At 66.1% G+C, this 2,155-nt stretch carries 1 protein-coding gene; it reads right to left on the bottom strand.

Annotated features, from left to right (window positions below):
- A partial coding sequence (locus ACFXIV_RS47765; protein ID WP_379405898.1) for a heterodisulfide reductase-related iron-sulfur binding cluster occupies window positions 1-2,155 on the bottom strand: 2,155 nt, incomplete at both ends.

Genomic DNA, 2,155 nt, shown 5'->3' with positions numbered 1-2,155 from the left:
CGCCGGGAGCCTTCGGGCCGGGGCGCTTGAGGCCGGACTTCATGGCCAGACCCTTGGGCGCGATGGACGGCTTGGCCTCGGCGGCCGGAGCCGACGTGACCGCAGCCTCGGTGGCGGGCTTGGCGCCCGGCGCCTTGGCGGCGCCCTTCATCTGCAGACCCTTGCCACCGGGAGCCTTGAGCCCGCCCTTCATGGCCAGCCCGCCCGGCTTGGCAGCCGGAACCGCCGGCGTCTCCGCAACGACCTCGGCGGCAGCGGCTGCGGCGGGAGCCGCAGCGGCGGAAGCGGATTCGGCAGCGGGAGCCTTCGCACCCGGCGCCTTCAGGCCGCCCTTCATCTGCAAACCCTTGCCGGGAGCCTTCGCGCCGCCCTTCATGCCCAGGCCCTTGACCGGCGCCGGAGCCGCGGACGCCTCGGACGCGGCCTCGGCGGCAGGAGCAGCCTCGGCCGGAGCAGCGGCGGGAGCGGCGGCCTTCGTGCCCGGGGCCTTGAGTCCGCCCTTCATGGCCAGACCCTTACCACCGGGGGCCTTCGCGCCACCCTTCATACCCAGACCGACACCGGCCGCAGCAGCCTTCGGCGCAGCCTCGGTGGGAGCCGCCGCCACCGCGGCTTCGGCCTGCACGGGCTCGGGCACCGAAACCGGTTCGGGCTCTTCGACCTTCGGTGCCTGCACAACCTTCAGGTTCTCGGTCAGCGTCGCGGCCTCGACACGGTTGATGGACTGCAGCATCAACTGCGCCACATCCACGACCTCGACACCCTGGCCGACCTCGCCGCCGTCCTTGCGGGCGGTCACACCATCGGTCAGCATCACCCGGCAGAACGGGCAACCCGTCGCGATCATCGACGGCTCGTTACCACCCTCGAGCGTGTCCAGGGCCTCATCGACCCGGTCGATGTTGATGCGCTTACCGAGCTGCTCTTCCATCCACATCCGCGCACCACCCGCGCCACAGCACATGGAACGCTCGGCGTGACGCGGCATCTCGACCAACGTCGAACCCGAGGCCTCCATCAACTCACGCGGCGCGTTGTAGATCTTGTTGTGCCGGCCCAGATAGCACGGGTCGTGATAGGTCACGTTCTGCGCCACCGGCGACACCGGCACCAACGCCTTGCCCCGCACCAGACGGTTCAGCAACTGCGTGTGATGCACCACCTCATAGGAGCCACCGACCTGCGGGTACTCGTTGTTGAGCGCGTTGAAACAGTGCGCACACGTGACCACGATCTTCTTCTTGGCCTGCTCCACACCGTCGAACACCGAGTTCAACAACTCGATGTTCTGCATCGCCAACTGCTGGAACAAGAACTCGTTACCCGCACGACGCGCCGAGTCACCGGTACAGGTCTCCTCCTGACCCAGCACCATGAACTTCACACCCGCAGTCGCCAACAACTCCGCGACGGCCTTGGTGGTCTTCTTCGCCCGATCCTCATACGCACCCGCGCAGCCGACCCAGAACAGATACTCATACCCGTCGAAGGAATCCGCGTCGCGACCGAACACCGGGATCTCGAAGTCCACCTCCGAAATCCAGTTCAGCCGGTCCTTGGCGTTCTGACCCCACGGGTTGCCCTTGTTCTCCAGATTCTTGAACAACCCCGCCAGCTCGGAGGGGAACTCCGACTCGATCAGCACCTGGTAGCGACGCATATCGATGATGTGATCGACATGCTCGATATCCACCGGGCACTGCTCCACACACGCACCACAGGTCGTGCACGACCACAACACCTCGGGATCGATGATCCCGTTGACATCCTCACCACCGACCAGCGGACGCTCCGCCTCCGCCCGCGCCGCCTCCGAGACCCGCGCCAACGCACGCTCGTCCGGCTTGCCCTCGGCGTCGACCAGACCGATCTCCTCGCCACCCATGTCCTTACGGCCACCCGCGAGCAGGTACGGAGCCTTCGCGTAACCATGATCACGCAGCGACATGATCAACAACTTCGGCGACAACGGCTTACCGGTATTCCAGGCCGGGCACTGCGACTGACAACGACCACACTCGGTACACGTAGTGACATCGAGGATGTCCTTCCACGAGAAGTCCTCGAACCTACCCACACCGAAGGTGTCGTTGTCCGGGTCGGCGGTCTCCATCTCGATCGGCTTGCCGTTCGACATCATCGGCTTGGCCGCACC

The organism is Nocardia sp. NPDC059236 (assembly GCF_042754085.1).
Classification (GTDB): domain Bacteria; phylum Actinomycetota; class Actinomycetes; order Mycobacteriales; family Mycobacteriaceae; genus Nocardia.
This window is presented reverse-complemented; position numbering and strand designations above follow the sequence as displayed.